We start from the raw sequence: 6,910 nt of genomic DNA, 5'->3' as shown, positions 1-6,910 counted from the left end.
ATGAAGTCCTGCAAGGCAAATACCCGTATGTGCTGACCACGCACATTGACAAGGGGCACGTCCATAACCACGTCATCTTTTGTGCCGTGGACATGGTGAACCAACGAAAGTATGTTTCCAACCGACAGAGTTATGCCTACATCCGGCGCACCAGCGACCGGCTGTGCAAGGAACATGGTCTGTCTGTGGTGATGCCCGGTCAAGACCGGGGCAAAAGCTATGCCGAGTGGGATGCACACCGCAAGGGCACGAGCTGGAAGGCGAAGCTGAAAGCTGCCATAGATGCAGCCATCCCGCAGGCCAAGGATTTTGACGATTTTCTGCGGCTCCTGCAGGAGCAAAGCTATGAGGTCAAGAGGGGCAAGTATGTGTCGTTCCGTGCGCCCGGACAGGAACGGTTCACCCGCTGCAAAACGCTAGGAGAAGTCTACACCGAGGAAGCCATCACCGAGCGCATCAAAGGGCGGTTCGTGGAGCGGAAGCCCAAAGAAAACCACAAAATTTCGCTGCGGATTGATTTGGAGAATAGCATCAAGGCCCAGCAGTCCGCAGGGTATGAGAAGTGGGCAAAACTCCACAATCTGAAACAGGCTGCCCGGACGCTGAACTTTCTGACGGAGCATGAAATTGATAGTTACCCGGATTTGGAAAGCCGGGTGGCCGAGATCACCGCCGCCAGCACCGAAGCTGCCGCCGCATTGAAAGCAGCAGAGCGCCGGCTTGCAGAAATGGCCGTGCTGATAAAGGATGTAACCACCTGTAAGGAACTGCACCCACTGTTGCAGGAGTATCAGCGGGCTGCTGACAAAAAGCAGTTCCGACGTAAGCATGAAGGAACCTTGATTCTCTATGAAGCAGCGGCGAAAGCTCTAAAAGAGCAGGGCTTTCAAAAGCTGCCCGACCTCTACGCCCTGAAAAACGAGTATAAGCAACTGGCCGAGCAGAAAGACCAGATGCAGCGGCAGTACAATGATGCCAAACGCCAGATGCAGGAGTATGGTATCATCAAACAAAATGTGGACGGCATCCTGCGGACAACACCGGGAAAAGAGCGGATGCAGGAACGGTAAGCTGCGCAAGTTTTCCTCGCAATCGGCTGACAGTTCAGACAATATCTGCTATAATTAAAACAATGATTCTTAGAAAAAATCCTCAGTTGGAAAGGAGATTTTTCAAATGGACAGCAACCTCATTCCGTATCAGCCTGTAATCTCCGATATTAAAAATTTGATTGCCGCAGGCCAGAATGTTGCCTATAATGCAGCTAACCGCGCAATGATTATGACCTACTGGAACATTGGAAAGCGCATTGTTGAAGAGGAACAGAGCGGTGCCGAGCGTGCAGAGTATGGCAAACGGCTGATTTCGATTCTGTCTGATGAACTTACGAAAGAGTTTGGAAGCAATTATTCTGGTAGAAGTCTCCGATACTACCGAAAATTTTATTTGTGCTTTCCTGACTTTGAGATTTGGAACACGCGTGTTCCAAATCTCAACTGGTCACATTTTCGTGCGTTGTTACGTGTTCCTGACGAAGATGCCCGTGTTTGGTATATGAATGAAGCTGCCAATGAAAATTGGAGTGTTCGTACCCTTGACCGTAATATTGGCACACAGTATTATTATCGGCTGCTCCATTCTCCGAAAAAAGAAGCCGTCATTGCAGAAATGAAAGAGAAAACGGCAGCAGAACCCAAGCATCAGTTTGAACTTCTCAAAAGTCCCATCGTGGCAGAATTTTTAGGCTTTCGCACCGAAGATTCCTTTGCAGAGTCCGATTTGGAGTCTGCAATTCTTTCTCACATCCGGGACTTCCTCATGGAAATGGGAAAGGGATTTGCTTTCGTGGCCCGGCAGCAGCATATTGTGACCGATACGGAAGATTACTACATCGACCTTGTGTTTTACAACATCGAACTGAAATGCTATGTTCTGATTGACTTGAAAATGGGGACGATCACCCATCAAGATGTCGGCCAGATTGATATGTATGTTCGGATGTACGATGAACTCAAATGCAAAGAGGGTGACAACCCCACGATCGGCATTCTGCTGTGTGGCGAAACCAGCGAGGACATCGCGCGATACTCCGTCCTGCATGATAACGACCATCTGTTCATGTCGAAGTATCTGACTTACCTGCCCACTAAAGAACAGCTGCGGGTTGAAATTGAGCGGCAGAAAAATATTTTCTATATGCAACATCCGAAGTTGGATGATACGGATAATTGCTAATTATCGGTGTTGCCTTAGAAACATATTGTAGTGTAATTTGTAAAGGAAGTTTTTTCGATGGACTGGCTGGAAGCTTCAAAAGTATCATATTATAAAAATGATGAAGTCCAAAAAATAATTGATGACATCAATCAACGAACTAATTCACAGATGCGCTGCTGTAGACGTGAATTTGTATGCTTGTTCTACGATTTTATTTGGAATTCTCCTTCTTGCTATTGGGACAATGATGTCTGTACACACTTTTCAAGTCGATTGACTACAATAGTTTCCCAGCACCCAGACATTATTATATCTGAAAGCATGATAGAGCACTTCCTTAGTGTTTGTAGTACATATTCTCAAATTACAAGTATCATAAATGATTTGGATTCAATCAATGAAAGCGATTCAATAAAAAACCGATTATACCGTATTCCAACGTACACATCTATTGTTGAAGGTTGTCTAACAAACTTGTTTCGGTTTACAGTTTTACTAATTGATCAGTTTTCGGTACAAAACTATTCTGCACAAAGGAAACTTGAACCGCTGCGCACAGTTCTAATTAAAAATGGTTTTAGCAATGGCATCGAATCCGTTGATGTAAAAATCCGAAATTCAATCAATCACGGTGGTGTGATTTTTCGAGAGGACGGACGTGTTATTGAATTTCACTATATGGAAAACAGCAAGAGCCTATCGAAAGAGTTGACGGTCTATGAATTTGATGATCTAATAAATAAAATGTACGACATAACGAGTGCAGTATTGTTAAGTGTTTGTCTTTTTCTAAACGAACACTGGGACAAAATATCCGTTAATATGTCTCAAAAAACATTTGTTTCCTTTGCACTTCTGAGCATGAAATTGAGTGTTCCCTCTATTCGGTGCCAATTTATATCAGACACAGCTAGCAGTAAACAACTCAATGCGGATTTTTACATTGTTGAAACTGATAGAACCTTTATTGTTGAAACAGCTCTAAAAATTTCTTTAATGATCTACAGTGCTTATCCTGACTATGACCAATATTATTTGAGCTTTAGCAGTGAACGATTGCAAAAAAGTTGGATTCGTTTTACAAATTCAGAACTAGCTCATGCTATTGTTACAGGGGATTTTGCAGGTATTGTAAAATCTGCCGCGAATCGTGGTGACATAATGGTTTTTGCTCCGTCTATAGAAAATGTGGACTTGCACGAAATAAAATACTTTCGTTTTCCTAACTATGTGTCGGATAAGTTTATTATCAATAAAATAGAGGATGCAAGTCTTGAAGATAGAAAAAGACTTAAATGTCACTTGTTTATTGGAGATACACAAGATAAGCAAGAAATTCTCAAAATTATTAAAGATGCTATTGACTGGCTGAACACCTTAAAAAATGTAGATTCACCTACTATTCATAGAAAAAATGGCAGTATGGAAGCGGATGCACTCTACATAAATGTATATAAACATGATACAAGACACTCCAAGGCTCTCCATCCTGCAAATGAAAACTTCGTTTGCTTTGTCGATTATAATAAATTAGGAACAACTACTTTAGTTCATGGTGGTATTTTCCAAAAATTTTGGAATCAGCTATACCATGAGAAAACAGGGCTTCTTAATATTGCTTGGCGTGAGAAAAAATATGTAGTACGAAGAATTGTAAAAATTTCTGCTAATGCACCCTGTCCATGCGGGAGCGGAAAGAAATTCAAAAAATGTTGTCGAGAAAAGAATATTTTTGACTAGGAGAGTGTTATGAGCAATGATTTAGAAAACTTGAAAGCACTAGAAAAAAGTATTTAAAAACAGCCGGACACAGCGGCCGCAAGGCCACCGTGTCCGGCTATTTCTGTACCGACAATGACACATTACTTTGATTGAAAATAATGCGCCGTTGTCAAGCTGGCAGGATTATTCACCTGCAAAGTCAAACCTCTGTCCGTCAAAGTCCGCATCAGTCATTTGCTCCAACTTTGCAATGGTGCCATCTGCCAGCCGCCGCATTTCCGTGTCCATATCCGGCAGAGCGGTCAGCATTCGCGCCATCGTGCGGCGGCGGTCAGAAGTGTGGTACATACAAATCAAATTTTCTTCTTCTACGCTGAAATTCATGGTTAAACCTCCATTTCGTGTTGTTTGCTGCGGGCCGCTGCCTTTATCGGGTTGGCGGCCTGCTTTGTTTCGGAAAGCTGCTTGCGAACGGAAGCACGGGGCTTGCGAATGTTCTTATCTCGGTTCTCGTTTTTGTCAATCAGAGCGTAAATACCAAAACGGTCTTTCATACTGGATAGGTGCAGGGACTTATACGGCAGCATGGCAAGCAACTGGTCCATGTCCCGGCTGGATGCCAGTTTGGTGAAGTAGGGCGATACCTCCACCATAAAATGATTTTTGTCCGGGCTGTTGGGAGCAGCCAGCCGCTTCATATTTGCCGCGATACGCTGCGCCTCGGCCTCGATCAGCCCAGTGTGCAGTGCCGCAAGATGTTCTTTGAAATCACCGGGCCGTGCCGGTTCTCGACTGCGCTGCTCCTGCCGGATGGCCGCTTGTAGAAGTTCCGGGTCACGGGGCTGCATTTCATACCGCACGAACTCTCCAAAATATTTGTCCGAGCGGCTGTTGAAATGCTCTTTGGGGCCAATTTCCCGCATCCCACTTTCGTAGATCAGGCGATTGGCACCCACAGGCAGAGCGGCATCCCGGATATGCTGGAAATGCTGCTGGTAGTCCAGTTCATACAGATTGCCTTGCACGGTTCCATTGGCCGCACCGGTCAACTCCACCGCATAGGCAAAAATCCTGTCATGGGTCTGTTCACCGCAAAATTTCCATGTATTGTAGGCTTGGGTATCTTTGAGCAACACATCCCGTTCCCGGAAACAGAATGTTCCAGAGGGCCGGGACAGCCACAAAAGCAGCTTATCTTTCGGCTGGTCGCTGCGGGCGGCCTCCCGCAGCATTTTGATGTCATAGGCAAAATCGCTCTGATAGTATGCGGTGTTCTGGTGCATAATGGCTTCCAGCGCAGCGATCAAGTCCATATTTTCAAATTTTTGCACGGTTTACACCTCCAATTCTTTTGTCTTTTCCCGTGGCGGTGTTTGTTTGCTCTGCTCTTTTTTCGCGGCATCCAGCTGTGCCCGGATTTTCGGCTTGGCTGTGCGGGACTTCTTGGCTTTTGGTGCCTTTTCCTCGGCCTTGACTGCGGCGGCAAGGTCTGTCAGAGAAATTTGTTCTCCGGCTTTTGCTTTTGCTTTTGCCTCCAATTCGCCCAGAGAGGGTGCGTTGTTCAACACACCATCAATCATATTTTCGTTTTGTTCCGTGGAAAGTTCTGCGGTGCGCAGCGGATTTTCTCGCAAGAACTCCGGCACCTGCTGGAAGCCCACACTGTCGCAGTAGTGGGCGGTGTCCTGCCCATTCTGGTGCAGCACCACCACATCCGAAACAGACAGCGAGTGTCCCTTGAAATCTGCCGGATAGTCCACATTGAATGTGCGGTAGATGTCCTCCAACGTGGTGCCAGCAGTCAGCGGCGCGGCGTATACTTCCGTATAGTTGGCCTTGTCCACGGTCAAACCGGCAGCCTGCAGGCGGTCGTAAGGTTCAAAACGGTAAACGCGGGTGGAATCTTCATTGCGCAGCTGGTAGATGGAAAAGCTATCTTGCTGCGGTGCCTCAAAGTCTGCCGCCGCGTATTCCTCTACGGTCATTCCGGCATCGGCCGCTTTCTGCTCGATCTCGGCCTGCACCTGTGCCTTGTAATCCTGCAAGCTCTGGTCAAAGTCAGCCAGCTTGGGCGGTTCCGGCAAGTTATACTGGCCTTGGTTGAGCATCGAGCGGCAGTCCTGCACATAGGCCACAACCGCAGTGTAATAGGAAGTCTGTTCCGGCAAAATATTCTGTCCTTCCCGCAAAGCGGTGGTGGCCGTCTGCTCCATAGCGGAAAGATTGCAGTGCTGTTTAAGGTACGGAATAAACTCGGTCAGCAGCATTTCCCGCTCTGCCTTGTCCTGTTCCCACGCTTCCGGGCCTTTGTTGTGCAGAACAAAATTCTTCCAGTTTTCATCTTTGGCGTAGTATTCGTGGTAGTTCTGGATGTGCTGAACCAAAGAGCCCTCTCCGTCACCAAAATCCTGCCGTCCCTCGTAGTTGTCGGGCTGGCCGTTCAGGGTAAAATCAATACGGAATGCGGTCTTGTCGTACCAGCCGCCCGTGTAGCCGTCCTTTTCCCGGTCTGTGTGCTGGGCGGTGTCCAGTTCTTCAAAAAAGCGGTTTGCCACAGACAGCGGCATGATTTCGCCGTCCTGCAGCTTGTCGCTTTCGCTCCAAAGAATCGTGACCGTAGGCTCTGCGGCAGGGTCTGGAATTTTAACGGGTTCGGGAATTTCGTTGGCCTTTTCTGCGGTCTCTTGGAACGCAGCCAGCTTATCGCCCAATAGGACTTCTGACACTGCGGCTGTCTGCCCCAGCAGATTAAGTGCTTCCTGCCCGGCATCTGGCAGGGTCAGACCGGGCGCGTCCAGCTGGCCTCCGTCCAGAGCCTTTTTGTCCGCATCATACAGTGTATAGTCATAGCCGGAATCACAGGTCTGGATAAACAGGGTACTGCCGTTGTCCAGCGCAAATGCGGCTTCCTGTGCGGCGGAAAGGTCTGCTTCCCGCTGCTGGCGCAGTTCTGCCAGATGTTCGTCCAGCG

6 protein-coding genes are annotated in these 6,910 nt (G+C 47.3%); 3 read left to right on the top strand and 3 right to left on the bottom strand.

The window, feature by feature from the left end; genetic code table 11:
- The 3 genes from J3353_RS15315 to J3353_RS16420 all read left to right on the top strand — a co-directional run.
- Nucleotides 1-1,070, top strand: a 1,070-nt coding sequence (locus J3353_RS15315) for a relaxase/mobilization nuclease domain-containing protein (RefSeq protein WP_207685181.1), incomplete at its 5' end; no start/stop codon positions are given.
- A gap of 106 nt (nt 1,071-1,176) precedes the next feature.
- Entirely contained in the window at nt 1,177-2,235 is a 1,059-nt protein-coding gene (locus J3353_RS15310) for a YhcG family protein (protein ID WP_207685180.1), read from the top strand.
- Nucleotides 2,236-2,292: 57 nt separating this feature from the next.
- The gene (locus J3353_RS16420) at nt 2,293-3,957 is read left to right on the top strand and encodes an SEC-C metal-binding domain-containing protein (RefSeq protein WP_242701002.1); all 1,665 of its coding nucleotides are present in this window, start codon (nt 2,293-2,295) and stop codon (nt 3,955-3,957) included.
- 165 nt (nt 3,958-4,122) lie between these two features.
- Here J3353_RS16420 and J3353_RS15300 read toward each other — a convergent pair whose 3' ends face one another.
- The 3 genes from J3353_RS15300 to J3353_RS15290 all read right to left on the bottom strand — a co-directional run.
- Nucleotides 4,123-4,323 (bottom strand): transposon-transfer assisting family protein, encoded by a 201-nt coding sequence (locus tag J3353_RS15300; RefSeq protein ID WP_207685179.1) that lies wholly within the window; start codon nt 4,321-4,323, stop codon nt 4,123-4,125.
- A 2-nt stretch (nt 4,324-4,325) separates the two neighbouring features.
- Nucleotides 4,326-5,252 (bottom strand): hypothetical protein, encoded by a 927-nt coding sequence (locus J3353_RS15295; RefSeq protein ID WP_207685182.1) that lies wholly within the window; start codon nt 5,250-5,252, stop codon nt 4,326-4,328.
- Nucleotides 5,253-5,273: 21 nt separating this feature from the next.
- On the bottom strand, nt 5,274-6,910 hold a 1,637-nt coding region (locus tag J3353_RS15290), incomplete at its 5' end, for a YodL domain-containing protein (RefSeq protein WP_207685178.1).

Source organism: Faecalibacterium sp. Marseille-Q4137, assembly GCF_017377535.1.
Lineage (GTDB): Bacteria > Bacillota > Clostridia > Oscillospirales > Ruminococcaceae > Faecalibacterium > Faecalibacterium duncaniae.
The sequence above is the reverse complement of the archived record's forward strand: the minus strand, read 5'-3'. Positions and strand labels throughout refer to the sequence as shown.

Bases quoted from the DNA above. Each gene is read 5' to 3' on its own strand.
- J3353_RS16420 (WP_242701002.1), top strand. From the start codon at position 2,293: ATGGACTGGCTGGAAGCTTCAAAAGTATCATATTATAAAAATGATGAA.
- J3353_RS15310 (WP_207685180.1), top strand. From the start codon at position 1,177: ATGGACAGCAACCTCATTCCGTATCAGCCTGTAATCTCCGATATTAAA.
- J3353_RS15295 (WP_207685182.1), bottom strand. From the start codon at position 5,252: ATGGACTTGATCGCTGCGCTGGAAGCCATTATGCACCAGAACACCGCA.
- J3353_RS15300 (WP_207685179.1), bottom strand. From the start codon at position 4,323: ATGAATTTCAGCGTAGAAGAAGAAAATTTGATTTGTATGTACCACACT.